Annotated in this window: 15 protein-coding genes, 1 tRNA gene and 1 pseudogene; 10 read left to right on the top strand and 7 right to left on the bottom strand. The window is 65.1% G+C overall.

Going from position 1 to position 17,454, the window contains the following annotated elements; genetic code table 11:
- Positions 1–799, top strand: a 799-nt coding sequence (locus VK519_RS11865; protein ID WP_324350020.1) for a GGDEF domain-containing protein, incomplete at its 5' end; no start/stop codon positions are given.
- Positions 800–811: 12 nt separating this feature from the next.
- Here VK519_RS11865 and VK519_RS11860 read toward each other — a convergent pair.
- The 5 genes and pseudogenes from VK519_RS11860 to VK519_RS11840 form a co-directional block, all read right to left on the bottom strand.
- Positions 812–2,557 (bottom strand): DUF885 domain-containing protein, encoded by a 1,746-nt coding sequence (locus VK519_RS11860; protein WP_324350019.1) that lies wholly within the window; start codon positions 2,555–2,557, stop codon positions 812–814.
- Between the two features lie 86 nt (positions 2,558–2,643).
- Positions 2,644–4,199 (bottom strand): annotated as a pseudogene (locus tag VK519_RS11855) (protein adenylyltransferase SelO).
- Between the two features lie 38 nt (positions 4,200–4,237).
- The gene (locus tag VK519_RS11850) at positions 4,238–4,939 is read right to left on the bottom strand and encodes a pseudouridine synthase (RefSeq protein WP_324350017.1); all 702 of its coding nucleotides are present in this window, start codon (positions 4,937–4,939) and stop codon (positions 4,238–4,240) included.
- Positions 4,936–5,985: a class I SAM-dependent methyltransferase gene (locus VK519_RS11845; RefSeq protein WP_324350016.1), complete on the bottom strand. Its 1,050-nt coding sequence runs from the start codon at positions 5,983–5,985 to the stop codon at positions 4,936–4,938. Before VK519_RS11845 ends, VK519_RS11850 begins: the two co-directional genes overlap by 4 nt.
- Entirely contained in the window at positions 5,982–6,917 is a 936-nt protein-coding gene (locus VK519_RS11840; protein WP_324350014.1) for a pseudouridine synthase, read from the bottom strand. Before VK519_RS11840 ends, VK519_RS11845 begins: the two co-directional genes overlap by 4 nt.
- Positions 6,918–6,988: 71 nt before the next feature.
- Here VK519_RS11840 and VK519_RS11835 point away from each other — a divergent pair, with 71 nt between their 5' ends.
- Together VK519_RS11835 and VK519_RS11830 are read left to right on the top strand one after the other, a co-directional pair.
- Positions 6,989–8,023, top strand: coding sequence for an HDOD domain-containing protein (locus tag VK519_RS11835; protein ID WP_324350011.1), 1,035 nt, complete (start codon positions 6,989–6,991; stop codon positions 8,021–8,023).
- Between the two features lie 48 nt (positions 8,024–8,071).
- Positions 8,072–8,503: a barstar family protein gene (locus tag VK519_RS11830; protein WP_324350010.1), complete on the top strand. Its 432-nt coding sequence runs from the start codon at positions 8,072–8,074 to the stop codon at positions 8,501–8,503.
- Here the strand turns inward: VK519_RS11830 and VK519_RS11825 are convergent.
- Positions 8,492–9,988: a S10 family peptidase gene (locus tag VK519_RS11825; protein ID WP_324350009.1), complete on the bottom strand. Its 1,497-nt coding sequence runs from the start codon at positions 9,986–9,988 to the stop codon at positions 8,492–8,494. The genes VK519_RS11830 and VK519_RS11825 overlap by 12 nt on opposite strands.
- A 132-nt stretch (positions 9,989–10,120) precedes the next feature.
- Between VK519_RS11825 and VK519_RS11820 the strand changes: the two genes are divergently transcribed.
- Both VK519_RS11820 and VK519_RS11815 read left to right on the top strand, forming a co-directional pair.
- A complete protein-coding gene (locus VK519_RS11820; protein WP_324350008.1) occupies positions 10,121–12,052 on the top strand; it encodes a CocE/NonD family hydrolase in 1,932 nt (643 codons plus the stop codon).
- Positions 12,053–12,119: 67 nt separating this feature from the next.
- Positions 12,120–12,488, top strand: coding sequence for a response regulator (locus VK519_RS11815; RefSeq protein WP_324350006.1), 369 nt, complete (start codon positions 12,120–12,122; stop codon positions 12,486–12,488).
- 13 nt (positions 12,489–12,501) lie between these two features.
- On the opposite strand, the gene VK519_RS11810 is transcribed toward VK519_RS11815, so the two are convergent.
- A tRNA-Arg gene (locus tag VK519_RS11810) sits at positions 12,502–12,578 on the bottom strand.
- Between the two features lie 184 nt (positions 12,579–12,762).
- Here VK519_RS11810 and VK519_RS11805 point away from each other — a divergent pair.
- The 5 genes from VK519_RS11805 to pyrD form a co-directional block, all read left to right on the top strand.
- Complete coding sequence (locus VK519_RS11805; protein WP_324350005.1) at positions 12,763–13,518, top strand: class I SAM-dependent methyltransferase; 756 nt, start codon at positions 12,763–12,765, stop codon at positions 13,516–13,518.
- Between the two features lie 180 nt (positions 13,519–13,698).
- Positions 13,699–15,234, top strand: a complete 1,536-nt coding sequence (gene amaB, locus VK519_RS11800; RefSeq protein ID WP_324350003.1) for an L-piperidine-6-carboxylate dehydrogenase — start codon at positions 13,699–13,701, stop codon at positions 15,232–15,234.
- An 11-nt stretch (positions 15,235–15,245) separates the two neighbouring features.
- Positions 15,246–15,998, top strand: coding sequence for an SDR family NAD(P)-dependent oxidoreductase (locus tag VK519_RS11795; protein ID WP_324350002.1), 753 nt, complete (start codon positions 15,246–15,248; stop codon positions 15,996–15,998).
- A gap of 11 nt (positions 15,999–16,009) precedes the next feature.
- Positions 16,010–16,771 (top strand): class I SAM-dependent methyltransferase, encoded by a 762-nt coding sequence (locus VK519_RS11790; RefSeq protein ID WP_324350001.1) that lies wholly within the window; start codon positions 16,010–16,012, stop codon positions 16,769–16,771.
- Positions 16,772–16,775: 4 nt separating this feature from the next.
- Positions 16,776–17,454 (top strand): dihydroorotate dehydrogenase (quinone) (gene pyrD, locus VK519_RS11785; protein WP_324349999.1); only part of this gene is annotated, 679 nt, incomplete at its 3' end.

Below are 17,454 nucleotides of genomic sequence, written 5' to 3'. Positions count from 1 at the left end.
CGAGCTGGACATGGTGATCACCGAACTGGAACCGCGCAGCATCGACAGTGGTGATGGCCTGCACACGCTGATCGTGCCCGTCCAGCGCGAGCAGCGCGCGATCGGCGCCCTGGTGATCCAGGCCGAACGAAAGCTCGACGACCTGGTGGCGCTGGTCGAGGGGTTCGCCCGCATCTATGCCAACTACACGGCCCTGCTCAACGAGAGCGAGCGCGACAAGCTTACCGGCCTGTACAACCGCCGCACCTTCGAGCAGCGCCTGCAACGCCTGCTCAAGCGCCAGCGCCTGCAGCGCGCCCGGGCTGCCGCGGAATTAGCCGCCGGCGGCGAACGCCGCATCGATAGCGAAGTGGGCCGGGTATGGCTTGCCATCCTGGACATCGATCATTTCAAGCGGATCAACGACAACTTCGGCCATGTCTACGGCGATGAAGTGATCCTGCTGCTGGCGCAGATGATGCGCAGTTCCTTCCGCCAGACCGACGTCCTGTTCCGCTTCGGCGGCGAGGAATTCGTCGTGCTGCTGGGTTCGCTGGACGAGGCCACCGCGCGTGCGGCCCTGCAGCGTTTCCGCGAGCGCGTGGCCAGCCATGTATTCCCGCAGGTCGGGCACGTCACGGTGAGCATCGGCTACGCGAACATCGGCGAAAGCGATTACCCGGAAATCGTGCTGGACCGCGCCGACAAGGCGCTGTATTTCGCCAAGCAGAACGGCCGCAACTGCCTGCACGGCTACGAAGCACTGGCCGCGACCGGAGCGCTGGCCCCGACCAGCGCAGGTTCGATCGACCTGTTCTAAAAACGTCCCCGCTTAAAGCGGGGACGAATCGTCGTGCAGCATGGCCTTGCGGACGATCTTGATCGGCGCAAAACCCTGCTTCATGAAACCGTCGTGGAACGATTTCAGGTTGAAGGCGCTGCCTTCCTTCGCCGCCACGTCGGCGCGCAGCTTCAGGATCTCAAGCTTGCCAAGCGTGTAGTAGAGGTATGTGGGATCCGACGTGCCGCGCTTGGTTTCAACCGTACCGACAGCGCGCGATTGATAACCTTCCTTGACGAAGAAATCCACCGCCTGGTCGAATGTCATCTGGCCGGTATGCATCTTGATGCCCACGATGAACCGCGCGTTGCGAAGCAGCGCATCCTGCAGCTGGCCAAGCTTCAGCAGTTTCTGCTTTTTTTCGTCACCCGGGTACATGAATTTCGCCAGGCCCTCGTCGAGCATCATCTGCTCGCTGTAGTGTGCCCAACCTTCCGCATTGGTGGAGCAGCCGATGAGCTTGCGCACCCGGTCGGATAGATCGTGCATCCACAGGAACTGCACATAGTGGCCGGGATAGGTTTCGTGCACGGCGACATTGTTGATCACCGGATACGAAAGCTGGGTCATGAATTCATCGGTCTGCTTCTTGTCCCAGCTGGGCTCGGGCAAGGTGACATTGAAGAACGCCTCCTTGGCCACCTTCTCGTACGGCCCCGGGGTGTCCATCGAGGCAAAGGTGGTGGCCCGCTCGAAGGGCGGGGTCTCCTCCACGATCGGCCGCACCTGGGAGGGAATGGTGACGATGCCCTTTTCGTTGATGAAGGCGATCAGCTTGTCGAAGGTGCCACGGAAGGTGGGCAGCAATTCGTCGCGCGTGGGATGGTCGGCGCCTAGATCGGCCAGCACCTGTTGCGGCGACTTGGACGGATCCAGGGATTTGGCCACGCGGGCGAATTCGGCCTGGTTGGCCCGCATGTCCTTCATGTCGATCTCGACCAGGCGGTCCAGCGGTGTGTCCACCATTTCGTCATAGGCAAGCTTCTTGCGGAAGTTGGCCTCGCCAATACGGAAGTCACCCTTCGACCGGGGCAGCAGGTCGGCCTTCATCCAGGCCTGGTAGTCACCCAGCGCCTTGATCACCGCGCCGTTGGTGGCGGCGAACTGCGCTTTGAGCGCAGGATCCTTCGCATCCTTGAATGCCGCGGGCACATCGCTGGTGAAGAATGAGATCAGCCCCGGCAGCTGCTCGAGTGCGATCTGGGTATATATCTTCGGCGGGTTCTTCAGGTTCGCGCGCGCATCCACCGCCAGCACATGGGGCATCGCCTTTTCGCGCTCGATCAGCGCCCGCAGGCGCTCGTCGGGACTGGCGAAGCTGCGCGACATCAGGGTGAAGGCGCTGCTGGTGATGCCGCTGGAATAGAAATCGGGGTTTTTCTCCCAGGGACGGATGTTTTCAAGGGTAAGCAGCGAGGAGCGGATGCTTCCCAGCAGCAATTCGCGGTCACCCTTGGCGTCGTCTCCCAACGTCGCCGGATCCACCGCGGCCACCTGGGCCTCCCAGGACTTCAGCGCCTTGACCTGCGCATCCACGCCGGTGCGGGAATAATCCTCCAGCTTGCCATCGTATTGATGGATGCCGGTGGGCGTCGCCGCGCTCGGGTTGGTGGGGAAGTAATAGGCATCGAAGTAGCGGTCGGCGAGTTGGGCCAGGTCCGCATCGGTGGCGGCGGCGAAGGTGGGCAGCGACAGCGCGATGCAGGCGGCAAGGATCAGGGCAGGACGACGGATCACTTCAGGCGCTCCGGGATGGTGGGTGGCGGCCGATGCTGCACCTTGCACCCGCCCCACCGCAAGGGAGGCCGCGGTATGGCCTTCGCTTAGCTGCTGCAGGAAAGCATCGAGCAACCCGCGCGCGAACGGGCCCAGTCGGGACGACGGCGGGCAAAGGCCTCACGGCCGGGCTGGTCGTCGTAAGGACGCGCCATCACCCGGGCGAGGTCGTGCACGCCACCGAAGTCGCCTTCGCCCGCGCGATCGATGGCTTCCTGTGCCAGGTAATTGCGCAGTACGTAGCGCGGATTGTGCGTGCGCATCCGTTCATGCCGCTCCAGCGGCGCCAGGGCGTCGCGCCGCACCCTTTGCGCATAGTCGGCAAGCCATGTGACCAACGCCGGCATGTTCGAAGCACGCAGGCCGTCATCGTAAAACGCGTCGGCAAAGATCGCCGGATCCGGCGCTGCGAGGTCGAGGTCCATCAGGGTGCGGAAGAAGATCGTCATGTCCACCGAGGTCTCCTGCATCCATCCCTGCAGGCGTGCCATCAGCGCCATGTCGTCGTCATCGGCTTCGCCAAGCCCGAGCTTGCCCGCCGTGTTCACGCGATCGGCCGCCTCGTAGGCACGGACGAAACGGTCAAGGCCCACTTGCAGCGGCACTGCATCGCCGAACAACGGCGAGAGTGCGCCGGCGAGCCGCGAGAGGTTCCAATAGGCGACCGCCGGCTGCTGGCCGAACCGATAGCGCTTGCGCCCGGCGTCGGTCGTGTTGGGCGTCCAGTCCGGATCGTAATCGTCGATCCAGCCGTAGGGGCCGTAGTCGATGGTGAGGCCCAGGATCGACATGTTGTCGGTGTTCATCACGCCGTGGACGAAGCCCACGCGCATCCATTGCGCCACCATCGTCGCGGTGGCGGCGCAGATTTCATCGAACCAGCTCGCGCGACGCTCGGTAAGGTCTTCGATGCCGGCAAGCGCGGGGAAGTCGCGCGCAATGCAGAAATCCACCAGCCGTTCGAGCAGGCCGATATCACCGCGCGACGCGGGCAGCTCGAAATTCCCGAAGCGCAGGAACGAAGGCGCCACCCGGCAGACGATGGCACCGGCCTCGTCGCGGGGATGGCCGTCGTAGAACATGTCGCGCACGACCATGTCGCCGGTGGTGACCAGCGACAGCGCGCGCGTGGTGGGCACGCCCAGGTGATGCATCGCTTCGCTGCACAGGAACTCCCGGATCGACGAACGCAGCACCGCGCGGCCATCGGCGCCGCGCGAGTACGGCGTGGGCCCGGCGCCCTTCAGCTGCAACTCGTGGCGACCGCCGTCCTCCCCCACCACCTCGCCCAGGGTGATGGCGCGGCCGTCGCCAGTTGTCCCGCCCAGGTACCGAACTGATGGCCGCCGTAATTGGCCGCGTACGGCTGCATGCCGGGCAGCAGCCGGTTGCCTGACAGCACTTGGGCCAGGTCAGGATCGTCCGGATCCAAACCGACCCGCTTGGCCAGCTCGTCGGTGAGCGCCACCAGGCGTGGCGCCGCCACCGGCGTCGGCGCCACGTTCGAATACACAGCGCCATGTACCTGGCGTATCGCCGGGCCGGGCTCGGGGTCGCCCGGCAATTCACGGACGAAGGCGTTGTCGAAGGAAAGGAAGGCCATGGACGTATAGTGGCGCCTTTGGCGGCGCGGACAAGGCTTCAGCCGGCGAAGACACGCGCCATGTCGGAAGGATTCATCGCGCGCCATGCGCCTGGCGCAAGGCCGTCCAACCCTAAGCCGCCCACCGTGATGCGGCCCAGAGTATCCACGTGGTTGCCGGTGGCCGCGAACATGCGGCGCACCTGGTGGTAGCGGCCCTCGGTAAGGGTGAGCCGGACCTGCCGGGGGCCGAGCACCTCGAGCACGGCCGGCAGCAGCGGGGTGTCCTCGCCATCGAGCATCATCGCGCCGCTGGCGAAAAGCGCAGCTTCATTGCCCTTCAGGTCGTCGGCGAGCGTCGCCTCGTAGACCTTCCGTATGTGCGTTTTCGGCGAGATGATGCGGTGCAGGAGCACGCCGTCGTCGGTCATCAACAGCAGGCCGCTGGTCTCGCGGTCCAGACGGCCCACCGTGGACAACACAGGATTGCGCAGTTTGAAGCGCGGTGGCAGCAGGTCGTACACGATGCGTCCCGGATCGCGTGTGGAACAGGTGTAACCGGTGGGCTTGTTGAGCATCAACACCAGGCCCGCGGGCGGATCCAGCGGCTCGCCATCGATCAGGATGTCGTCATGGCCGACCTTGTCGTCGGCGTACAGCACCTCGCCTGCAGCGTCCGTGATCCGGCCTTCCCGGAACATGCCAGCCACCTGCTTGCGGCTTCCGTAGCCCAGGTTGCCGATCAACCGCACCAACCTCATCGACGTACTCCCTTTGCTGCGAATACCTTGAAACCATCACGGTCGGCCAGCACGCGGACCTGCTCGAAGCGGCGAGCGAACGTTGCCTCGTAGGGCAGGTGGCGGTTGGCAACGACGTAGCACTGCCCGTCCGTCGATAGCGAGTCGGCCGCCGCATGGATGAATGCCTGCCCCAGTTCAGGGCGATCCGAACGCCCCTGGTGGAACGGCGGATTGCTCACGATGGCGTCGTATCGCCCCGGAAGGCCCTGGGTTACGTCATGCCAGTGCACGTGTACCTGGGCCTTGCCTGCATGGACGGCGAGGTTCTCGCGCAAGGGTTCAAGGGCCCTGCCCTCCGCTTCGAAGGCATGCAGTTCGCGCACATCCTTGTATCGGTCGAGCACCCCGCAGCTTAGGAAACCGAAGCCCGCCCCGAGGTCGGCGACCACGCCGCCGATATCCTCCGGCAGCACCGAGAGCAACAGCGCCGAGGCCGGGTCGACGCGGTCCCAGGCAAACAGGCCCGGACGGCTCAGGAAACGTCCGTCCAGTACCTCGCGCGTGGCGTCCAGAAGCCGCCACTGCCCGGCAAGCGATGTATCCACGCCACCGCCAGTGGCCCAGAACGCGCGGCATTTGTTCTTCGTAAGCGACTGCGTGGCGCCGAACAGCTGGGCGAAATCGTCCTGGCCCGAGCGTGCGCCTTCGGCATTGGCGAGCGCGGCCACGACCATGCCGTCCGGACCTGCCAATGCCGCAGCGCGGGAAAACAATCCCCGCGCCTCATCGCGCTGGCGCGGCGGCATCACCATTACCAGAGGATAGTGGCCGTGCGCTCCGCTGACATCGAAGCCATCGCGCTCGAGCTGGTCGGCGAACGGACGAAAGCTTTGTTCCATTGACCACGCCTTGCGACCAAAGCGCCGCAGCGGTACGCAGGCACGGGCACGCAGGAAAGCCACGCGGTCGTCGGTGGGCCACGCCAGCGATGCCTCTTCAAAGGGCAGGAACAGCGTATCCAGGGCGGCAGCGGTGGAGGAATCCAGGTGGTTGGCAGCGTTCACGGTGACGGCAGCGTTGGCGGACCTTCTAGTGTACGTCCACGCGGGTCGAGCTTCAGCGACAGGCGGCTTTCGAACTGGCGTGCCTCACCGGTAAAAGGATCGACGAAAGCCAGCGAACGGGCCAGCAGCTGAAGCGGACGGTCGTAGTCGTCGTCATCCTGGCGAAGTTCCGGATACCACGGGTCGTTCTGGATCGGCGCGCCGAGCGCTGCCATCTGGACCCGCAGCTGGTGCTTGCGCCCGGTGTGCGGCGCCAGCTCGTAAAGCCAACGCTTTCCGCCAGTGGAGATGGCGCGAACGGTGGTGAAGCAGTTCGCCGGCCCATCCACCTGGCGCATGCGGAAGAAAGGCTCGCCCGCTTCGATGCGCGTGGCCAGCTCCAGCGGCAGTGCCGTGCCGGGCAACGCAGGCGCCACGGCTTCGTATTGCTTTCGCACATGGTGGCCGCGGAACAGTTCTGCCCACACGTGCCTGTCTTCCCTGCGCAAGGAAAACATCACCAGGCCCGCAGTGAGTCGATCGATGCGATGCAGCGGTGCCAGTGCCTCGATCCCCGTGCGCTCCACCAGGCGATGCAGCAGGCACTGGCGCACGAATCGCCCGGCAGGCACGACGGGCAGGAAATGGGGCTTGTCCACCACCAGCAAGCGGTCGTCCTGGTAAACGATGGATTCGTCGAACGGCAATACGGGCTCGCCGGGTACGTCGCGGAAGTAGCTAACGCGTGCGCCCACGCGGTACGGGGCATCCACTGCCATGGGGCTACCGTCGTCGCCGAGCACGCGGCCGGCGGCCATGCGTTCGCGCCAGGTGGCGCGATCGACCCGCGGGAAGGCATCGGCCAGGCAGTCGAGCACGGTGGCCCACGACCCCGGCGGCAACTGGAAGCGGCTGGGCCTTGGAAGGGGCTCGGTTGGGGCAACGGTATCCACGTGACGTCAATGCTACCGGCAATGCCTTATGCTAATCCCATGGCGAGGGGCGCCAGGCGAAGGTCGGCATCATGATCAATTTCTTCAGGCGATGGTTCAGCGGCGGGGCGGAAACGCCCGCAACGCCGCTGCCCGCGGCCCGGGGCGATGAGCCGGCCCAATGGCCCGAAGACACCACGCCGCCCTGGCAGGCCAGCGACCTTGACCTCATCTTCAACCGCCTTGCCCTGGGGGTTGCCCCGGCCGAGGACGACACGCTCACCGCCAACGAACAGGCCGCCCTGCGCCACCTGCGCGACCAGCTCAACGGCGATCACTTCGACCCGAAGTCCCTGCCCCGCCTGCCGGCGCTGGTGCCGCAGTTGCTGCGCTCCTTGCGCAGCAACGATGTCGGCAGCGCCGCGCTTGCCGCGCAGATCGGCAAGGATCCAGTGCTGGTCGGCGAGATCGTCCGCGTTTGCAACAGCGCCATGTTCCGGGGCTCCGGGACCATCGACAGCCTCCAGCAGGGCGTGATGCTGCTCGGCCAGGACGGCCTGCGCCGCGTGGTGATGCAACTGGTGATGCGGCCGATCCTGCAACTGGACACCACGCCGATGGGCGTGATCGCCGGCCAGGCATTCTGGTCGCATGCCGAGCGCTGCGCACAGGCCACGCTATTGCTCGGTCGCGGCGCAGTTGATCCGTTCGAGGCCTATCTTGCCGGTACCGTCTGCAATACCGGTGCGGTAGCGGTGGTGCGCATGCTCGACCAGCGCCACTATCTCGAAGACGACGCACACTCGGCGCGCTTCATCCAGGCCTTCGCCCAATTGTCCCGCCGCGTGGCGGTCACCACGGCCCGTCACTGGGACTTCCCCGATCGCGTCGTCCAGGCCCTGACCGAGCGCGCGGGCCACGAAGGGCAGCAATATTCCCCGCTGGGGCGCGCCCTGCGAGTGGCCGACCGCCTGGCCATGCTGGACATGCTTACCGGCCGCCAGCTGGCCGAAAGCGACGCCGTGCTGTCCGAAGCCGACGCCCACGGCTACACACCGGAGCAGATGGTGGCCATCCGTGGCCAACTGCAACGCGCTTTTGCGACCGACCACTCAGTAAGCGTCTGATCGACGCGGCAACCTGAACGCGATTGAGCGGCTCGCACGAGGTGCCCCATGAACATCCCCCTCGAAGATTTCGACCTGCGCGACACCACGCAGTCCGGTACCTACGTCGTTGACCCCACCGACATGGACCGCCTCGCGGCCGATGGCGCCGCGGCGAGGCTGCATATCGCGCGGGTGGACCTCGCCCAGTGCCGCGACAAGGCGTGCCTGCTCAAACGCCTGTCAGGCGCGCTGGGCTTCGATCCAGCATCGGGCAGCAACTGGGACAACCTGCAGTCCCAGCTGCACGACCTGGGCTGGCTCGACGGCGACGGCTACGTGGTGCTGCTGGACCACAGCGACGAGATCCAGGGCGCCGCCGAGGACGACCTGGACGACGCCCTGGACATCTTCGACGAAGCCGGGGAATTCTGGCGCTCGCGCAAGGTGCCGTTCTGGACCTTCATGGCCATGAGCACCAGCCGCGTCTCAGTGGCTTGAATACATCGCGCGGACATCATCGCGCATGGCCTGCTGGCTGTCGGGACGGCTATAGAACATGTGGCCGCCGGGATATTCCTTGACCTGGACCCGGGTGGCATCGTTCATCGCGGGCATCTGGTCCACGGTAAGCACCGAGCCCATGAACGGGCAGGAAAGATCATCCCAGCCGTGCATGATCAGCACGCGCAGCTTCGGGTCGATCGCCACCGCCTCGCGCAATTGTTCCACCGAACCCTTGCGCAGTTCATCACCACCGTCCCATAGCTTGTTCACGTCGTAACTCAGGGCGTTGTAGCGCGCATCGACCTTCCAGCCCACGGTACGGGTGACGAAATCCACCATCGCCGTCGTGGTCGGCGCGATGATCGAATCCAGGATCGGGTCGTTGTTGCGCTGGGTGGGGTCGAAGGGAAACGGGTCGAAGCTGGTCACGTTGGAATCGTAGCGGCTGCCAAGTTTACCTTCCGCGCGGTATACCTCGCGCAGGAAGGCCTGGGTTTCCAGGCGCCCGCCCGCGCGGCGTACGAACACCGGGTCAAGCCCCGTCATCTGGGTCACCTTCTGGATCATCCGCTCGGTGCCGTCAGGATCCGTGCGACCACGCATCAGCGTGCTGGCATATTCTCCACGGGTATATTCGATCACGTCACGCATGTTCTGGGCGTTGAGTTTCTTCTCGCGCTCCAGATGGGCTGCGGCGATCGACGGCAAGGTCATCATCCAGGGCATCGGCGAGACATCGCCGTTGTCGTTCATGGTGGGATTCAGATACGGCGATACCAGCACCACGCCGTTCATCGCCACGCCCAGCTGCGTCTGCAGGTAGTGGGTGACGCGCGGGCCACGGAAGCCGCCGTAGCTTTCACCCACCAGGTACTTGCGCGAGTTCATGCGGTGGTTGTGCAACAACCAGTCGTAGATCACCCGCGACAGGTAGTGGATATCGGCTTCGGTTTCATAGAACTGTTTCTTCGCTTCCGCCTCGGGAACGCGCGAGCGGCTGAAACCCGTGCCCACCGGGTCGATGAAGACAAGGTCGGTGAAGTCAAGCCAGGTACCTGCGTTGTCCACCAGGGTGGCGGGGTCGGACGAACTGTCGTCCTGCAGGCCGAAACGCACGCGCTTGGGACCGATCGCACCAAGGTTCAGGTAGACCGACGCCGCGCCGGGGCCGCCGTTCATGGCGAAGGTCACCGGACGGTCCTTGCCGTCCACCGTATAGGCGGTGAACACCACGTCGGCGATGGTCTTGCCGTTTTCGTCGCGCACCGGCAGCGTACCCACGGTCACCGTATAGGACACCGTCTTGCCATCCACATGGGTGGACTGCTTCACATGGGCATCAGGCGGGAGGTCCTTCAGCGCCGGCTGTTCCTTGGCGGCCTTGTCATCGGCGGGCTTGTCGCCATCGGCAAAGGCAGGCGCATGGACCAGGCTGGTGGCGGCCAGTAGCAATGCGGCCAGGGTCGCGCGTGGGCTCATCGTCAATTCCCCGGAAGGTGAATCCTTGAGCATACGCAAGTTCGGCCGCGAGCGGAGTGTGCAGGAAGACATGGTGTCGTGACTTCCGGCAGGGCTTACATTCGGCGGGTCACCCCTTCCCACGGATCGCCCATGACCCCGCGTCGTCTGCTGCTTGCCGCGCTTATCGCAACCATTGTGTCCGGATCCCTGGCCCAGGCCCAGACCGCTCCCCTGACGCCGGATATTCCCGCCGCAAAGTGGAGCGCGCCGACCGCCAACCAGGATTTCACCAAGACCGAAGTGATGATCCCGATGCGCGACGGCGTGAAGCTGCACACGGTGATCGTGGTGCCCAAGGGCGCCACCCACGCGCCGATCGTGCTCACGCGAACGCCGTACAACGCCAGCATGCGCGCCGCGCGTACGGAAGGCGCCGATACGATGATCAACGTGCTGCCGCTCTCCGACGAGGATTTCGTCAAGTCAGGCTACATCCGCGTGTACCAGGACATCCGCGGCAAGTACGGCTCGGAAGGCGACTATGTGATGACCCGCCCCCTGCGCGGGCCGCTGAACTCCAGCGAGGTCGACCACTCCACCGATGCCTATGACACCATCGACTGGCTGGTGAAGAACGTCAAGGGCAACAATGGCAAGGTCGGCATGGTGGGATCATCCTACGAAGGCTTTACCGTGGTGATGGCGCTGGTGAACCCCCATCCGGCACTGAAAGTGGCCGCGCCGCAAAGCCCGATGGTCGATGGCTGGATGGGCGATGACTGGTTCCACTACGGCGCCTTCCGCCAGCCCAACGTCGACTACATCGCAGGGCAGACCACCGCGCGCGGCAAGGGTACCGAGGCGCCCCGCAGCGGCAACGACGACTACATCAATTTCCTGCGCGCCGGATCCGCCGGCGACTACGCACGGCAGTCGGGAATCGACAGCCTGCCGTACTGGAAGAAGTTGTCCGAACATCCAAGCTATGACGCCTACTGGCAAGGCCAGGCCCTGGACAAGGTGATGGCCTCGATCAAGCCTACGATTCCCACGCTGTGGGAACAGGGCCTGTGGGACCAGGAAGACATGTGGGGCGCGATCCACAGCTACCAGGCGATCGAACCGCACGACAAGAACAACAACCTCAACTACCTGGTGATGGGCCCCTGGCGGCACAGCCAGATCAACGGCGACGGATTCAGCCTCGGCCCCCTGCTATGGAACGGCGATACCGCCGAGCAGTACCGCCACGACATCCTCAAGCCCTTCTTCGACCAATACCTGCTCGATGGTGCGCCGAAGGCCGACATCAGCCCGGTGACGATCTACAACACCGGTGAGAATCACTGGGATCATTTCAAGAAGTGGCCGCTGTCGTGCGATACCGGCTGTGCTTCGAAGTCCAAGCCGCTCTACCTGGCGCCCGGCGAGAAGCTCTCGTTCCAGGCACCGGCTACCGGTGGCCCCGGTTACGAGGAATATGTCTCCGACCCCGCCAAGCCCGTGCCATACCTGCCCCGCCCGATCAGGTTCTCCGATCGCAAGTCGTGGACGACCTGGCTGGTGCTCGACCAGCGTTTCGTCGACGGCCGGCCGGATGTCCTGAGCTTCACCACCGACCCCCTTTCCGAGCCACTGCGCATCAGCGGCGTGCCGGAAGTGAACCTTTACGCCTCCACCAGCGGCACTGACAGCGACTGGGTGGTCAAGCTGATCGACGTCTATCCCGACACCGCGGCGGGCACACCGGAGATGAGCGGCTATGAACTGCCGGTATCGCTGGATATCTTCCGTGGCAGGTATCGCGAGAGCTTCGCCGATCCCCAGGCGATCGCGGCCAACCAGCCGCTCCTGTACAAATTCGCCCTGCCCACTACCAACCACGTATTCCAGCCGGGCCACCGGATCATGGTGCAGGTGCAGTCGAGCCTGTTCCCGCTGTACGACCGCAACCCGCAAACCTATGTGCCGAACATCTTCTTCGCCAGGCCGGCGGACTACCAGAAGGCCACCCAGCGGGTCTACACCGCCCCGGGCACGGCCAGTTTCATCAACCTGCCGGTGACTTCGGTCAAGCAGTAACGGTGCAGGTCCTGGAATTTCCGTCGCCGAAACCCCGGCGACGGGAATTCGCGCGTATGCTCCGGCAATGAAGCCCGCCCCATGCGCCCTGGTCGTCGATCGTTCCTCCCTGGTAGCGGAAACCGTCGCCATGGCGCTGGAAATGATGGGTTATCGCAGTGAATCGGCCACCAGCTTCCGCGAGGCCCGGCACCTCTTCCAGCAGATGCCCGCGCTGACCCTGCTGATCGCCCATGCCGACATCACCGATGAACGCGCCGGAGGCCGTCTGCTAAAGCTTGCCCGGGCGCATCGCGCGGACCTGCCGGTGATCGTGATTTCCTCGCGCTCCCGCCAGGAGCTCCCGCCCGTCCCCGATGACGTGATCTTCCTGCGCAAGCCCTTCGACCGGTCGGAACTGCTGGATGCAATCGCCCGGGCCCGGGCTGCGGCGTGAACGGATGACCAAGTGGCGGCCCCGGCGGGGTTCGAACCCACAACCTCACCCTTAGGAGGGGTGCGCGCTATCCAATTGTGCCACGGGGCCGCGAGGCGGCAAGGATACCCGACCGGGCCCGTGCGGCGGAAGGCGAAGGTGTCTGAAGACGGCGCCGCATGGCCGTCCGGCACATGCCGCGGACCATGATTGCTGCAACGATCCGGCCACGCCCGACCCGATGTCGATGCGAGTCGGTCCCCAGCCGGGCGCCCACCCATGCGAGGGACTCACCATGCGCGCCTTGTGGTCGACCGGTTTCGTTATCGCCGCCCTGTGCGTTTCACACGTCACCGCGGCTTCGGACATCAAACCCTACCTTGCCTCGGCGCTTTCCGACCCGGCACGGGCCGCCGACACCAAGGACGATGCCCGGCGCAAACCGGGCGAGATGCTTGCGTTTTCCGGGGTGAAGCCTGGCGACAAGGTCGTGGACCTGATTCCAGGCGGAGGCTATTTCACCCGCATCCTGTCCAAGGCGGTGGGCGACAAGGGCCACGTGTTCGTGGTGTGGCCGAACGAATACGCCAAGGAAGCGCACCCGGATCCTGAAAACAGCAAGACGCTGGCGGCGACGCCCGGCTACGGCAACATCACCGTACTCGAGCAGCCGGCCGCGGCCTTTACCACGCCCGAACCCGTGGACATGGTGCTTACAGTGCAGAACTACCACGACTATCCGGATGTATTCATGGGCAAGGTCGATCCCGTCGCCTTCGACCGTGCCGTGTTCAAGTCGCTCAAGCCCGGCGGAATCTTCCTGGTGGTCGACCACGTAGCGGCGACGGGTTCGGGCTTGCGCGATACCGACACCTTGCACCGCGTGGATCCTGCCATCGTCAAGAAGGAACTGGCCGAGGCGGGGTTCGAATTCGTCGGCGAAAGCAACGCACTGCGCAACCCGGCGGACGATCACACCAAGAAGGTGTTCGATCCCTCGATCCGCGGCCATACGGACCAGTTCATCTACAAGTTCCGGCGCCCGAAGTAAGCCACAACCCAAGCCCCGCCAATGACTTGGCCGGGACTGGAGCGGGTGGGCGAGTTGGGGGTCAGAGTTTTACTCTGACCCCGGCTTCGGGGTCGGCGGCGGGCCCCAGGTCGCGCTTTGCTAGAATCGCGGTTTTGGCGGCCTGCGCGCGGGTTGCCCCAAGCAACCGCAGGAGCTGTCATGTCCGCTGCAATCCTCAAGGCCCTCTCCCTTTCTGCCGTGGAGTCGGGTTCGTACCTTGGCCAGGGCGAATGGTCCAAGACCACCGATGCCGGCAAGCTTGAGCCGGTGAACCCCGCCACCGGCGAGGTCATCGCCGCCGTCCATGCCACCGGCAAGGCGGATTACGAAACCATCATCGAGCGCGCACAGGCCGCTTATGCCATCTGGCGCACTACGCCCGCCCCGCGTCGCGGCGAGGCGGTGCGCATCTGTGGCGAAGCCCTGCGCAAGCACAAGGACGCCCTGGGCTCGCTGGTGGCGCTGGAGATGGGCAAGATCAAGCCCGAAGGCGACGGCGAAGTGCAGGAGATGATCGACATCGCCGACTTCGCCGTGGGCCAGAGCCGCATGCTCTACGGCTACACCATGCATTCGGAGCGCCCGGGCCACCGCATGTACGAACAGTGGCACCCGATCGGCCTGGTCGGCGTGGTCAGCGCCTTCAACTTCCCTGTCGCGGTGTGGGCGTGGAATGCGTTCCTCGCCGCCATCTGCGGTGATATCACCATCTGGAAGCCGTCGCCGCGCACGCCGCTGTCAGCCATCGCCACGATGAAGATCGTCAACGAAGCCCTGCGCGATGCAGGCTTCCCCGACATCTTCTTCCTGTTCAACGATGCCGGTACCGAGCTTGCCCAGGCCTTCGTCGACGACCGCCGCATCCCGCTGGTGAGCTTTACCGGTTCCACCAAGGTCGGCCGCATGGTCGGTGAGCGCGTGGCCCGGCGCATGGGCCGCAGCCTGCTGGAACTGGGCGGCAACAACGCCATCATCGTGGACGAAAGCGCCGACCTGAAGCTTGCGATCCCGGCCATCGTTTTCGGCGCCGTGGGCACCGCCGGCCAGCGCTGCACCTCCACGCGCCGCGTGTTCGTGCACCAGTCGATCCACAGCGATGTGCTTGCTTCGCTGACGCGCGCCTACGGCCAGCTCGAATCGAAGATCGGCGATCCCACCCTCGCCACCACCCTGATGGGTCCCCTGAACAGCCCCGAGGGCGTGAAGGGCTACCTTGACGCCATCGAGAAGGCCAAGGCGGCCGGTGGCAAGGTGGTAACTGGCGGCAAGGCATTGACCGAGCGCAAGGGCAACTTCGTATTGCCGACGATCATCACCGGCCTCTCCAACAGCGATGACATCGTGCAGGCCGAAACCTTTGCGCCGATCCTGTACGTGATGCCCTTCAAGGATCTCGACGACGCCGTCGCGCAGCAGAACGCCGTGCCCCAGGGGCTTTCGTCGGCCATCTTCACCCGCGATCTGAAATCCGCCGAGCAGTATCTTTCCGCTGCCGGTTCCGATTGCGGCATCGCCAACGTCAACATCGGCACCTCCGGCGCCGAGATCGGCGGCGCCTTCGGTGGCGAGAAGGAAACCGGCGGCGGCCGCGAATCCGGCTCCGACGCCTGGAAGGTGTATATGCGCCGCCAGACCAACACCATCAACTACTCCGACGCATTGCCGCTGGCCCAGGGCATCAAGTTCGAGTTCTGATGACGGCGCCCATGTCCGAAGCGCTCGACTTCACCGGCCGCCGCGTTGCGGTGGCCGGTGGCAGCCGCGGCATTGGCCGGGCCATGGTGATGGCATTCGCTCACGCAGGCGCGCAGGTTTCCGTCTGTGCCCGCGGCAGGCCCGCACTCGACGAACTGGCGGCGCACGTACCCGGCAGGATCCACGCCCACACCGGAGACCTCGCCGACGATGCCTCGATCAAGGCATGGATCGACGATGCCGCCCACGCGATGGGTGGCATCGACATCCTGGTCAACAACGCCACCGGGTACGGCATGGCGGACGACGAGGAAGGTTGGGCGCAAAGCATCGGCGTGGATGTGATGGCCGCGGTACGCGCCAGCCGCCATGCCCTGCCCTGGCTGCGCAAGGCATCGTCAGCGTGCATCATCACCACCGCGTCGATCGCCGCCCTGCACGCCAGCCCGCACAGTGCACCCTATGCCGCGGCCAAGGCAGCGGTGATGCAGTACACCACCTCCCAGGCGCTGTCGCTCGCAGCCGAAAGGATCCGTGTCAACGCCATCGCGCCCGGCTCCATCGCCTTTGCCGATGGCATCTGGGAACGGCGTGAGCGCGAGGCTCCCGAACTTTACGCACGCACCCTGGCCAAGATCCCCTTCGGCCGTTTCGGCAGGCCCGAAGAGATCGCCAACGTGGCGCTATTCCTGGCCTCGCCGCTGGCCGGCTGGATCACCGGACAGACCCTCGTCGTGGATGGCGGCCAGATCCTTACCGGATGAAGGCACCTTATATGACCGACGTCACCGAACGCTTCTCCGACCGCGTTGCCCACTACGTTCGCTTTCGTCCGGACTATCCGGCGGCCTTGCCGCGCTGGCTGGAGGAACACGCTGGCATGGCGGCCGATGCATTGATCGCCGACGTCGGCGCGGGCACGGGCATCACCTCGAAGATGCTGCTCGACGCCGGCCGCCGCGTGGTGGCGGTAGAACCGAACGCGCCGATGCGCGAGGCCGCCGTCGCCTGGCTTGGCCATGAGCCGGGCTTCCGGGCCGTCGATGGCCGCGCCGAGGCCACCACGCTCGCCGACCGCAGCGTCGATGGCGTGATCGCCGGCCAGGCCTTCCACTGGTTCGACCCGGACGCAACACGCGCGGAGTTCACCCGCATCGTGCGTCCGGGTGGATTCGTCGCCCTGTTCTGGAACAGCCGCAGGCTTACCGGCACGCCGTTCCTGGAAGGCTACGAAAAACTGCTCCGCGACTACGGCGTGGACTACGCCAACGTCGCCGAGCGCTATGCCGACGACGATGCCATGCAGGACTACTTCGGCGACAGCATGATCGGCAGGGCCAGCTTTCCCCATGGCCAGCGCCTGGACTATCCCGCACTGGAGGGACGGCTGCTATCGTCCTCCTACGTGCCCCAGGCCGGGACGCCGACCCACGCGCCGATGCTCCAGGCATTGCGCAAGCTCTTCGACACGACATCCACCGACGGCCAGGTGGCTTTCGACTACGACACCCGCGTCTACGCCGGACGGATCGCCTGAACTGATGTATTCCTTCGCCCGCCCCCTGCTGTTCGCCCTCGACGCTGAAACCGCGCACCGTGCCACCTTGTACGCGCTGGGCGTGGCCGAGCGCAGCAACCTGATGAAGTTCGTCGCGCAACCACCGGCACCGTTGCCGGTGCATGCGTTCGGTATCGATTTCCCGAACCCGGTGGGCCTGGCGGCGGGCCTGGACAAGAACGGCGACCATATCGATGCGCTCGGTGCGCTGGGCTTCGGCTTCATCGAAATCGGTACCGTCACGCCGCGCCCACAGGAAGGCAATCCCCGGCCACGCATGTTCCGCCTGCCAGCGCATGAGGCGGTGATCAACCGCATGGGCTTCAACAACGACGGCATCGATGCGCTGGTACGCAACGTCGGCAAGTCCACGTACCGCGGCGTGCTGGGCATCAACATCGGCAAGAACAAGGACACGCCCAACGATCGCGCCGTCGACGACTACCTGCTGTGTCTTGAGCGGGCATGGCCACTGGCGTCGTACATCACGGTGAATATTTCCTCGCCCAATACCCGCGGCCTGCGCGACCTCCAGGACGAAGAAACCCTGGGCCGTTTCATTGGCGAGCTGCGCGAAACGCAAGAGCGCCTGGCTTCCACCGGCAAACGCAAACCCATGCTGCTGAAGATCGCTCCCGACCTCACCGACGCCGAACTCGACG

The organism is Pinirhizobacter sp., assembly GCF_035317885.1.
GTDB lineage: Bacteria > Pseudomonadota > Gammaproteobacteria > Xanthomonadales > Rhodanobacteraceae > Pinirhizobacter.
The sequence above is the reverse complement of the archived record's forward strand: the minus strand, read 5'-3'. Positions and strand labels throughout refer to the sequence as shown.